General features: G+C 37.1%; 1 tRNA gene. It reads left to right on the plus strand.

Features of this window, described 5'->3' with window-relative positions:
* Window positions 1–37: 37 nt before the first annotated feature.
* Window positions 38–112: transfer RNA gene (locus tag B3R94_RS09575), tRNA-Val, on the plus strand.
* Window positions 113–237: the final 125 nt, after the last annotated feature.

Raw genomic sequence — 237 nt, forward strand, 5'->3', positions numbered from 1 at the left:
AGACAATAGAAAGTCTTTTAAATAAAATTCTAAATAAGGTCTCTTAGCTCAGTTGGTTCAGAGCACCTGCCTTACAAGCAGGGGGTCACTGGTTCGAATCCAGTAGGGACCACAACAAAACTCCTTTCAAGAAATTGAAAGGAGTTTTTTTTGTTTTAACTATTCAAGTAGCACATCTTATGGATCAGTATCAAAAGTTGGGGACTACGCAAAAATTGGATCAGTATCAAAAGTTGG

The organism is Empedobacter sp. UBA7611 (assembly GCF_002484365.1).
GTDB lineage: Bacteria > Bacteroidota > Bacteroidia > Flavobacteriales > Weeksellaceae > Empedobacter > Empedobacter falsenii_B.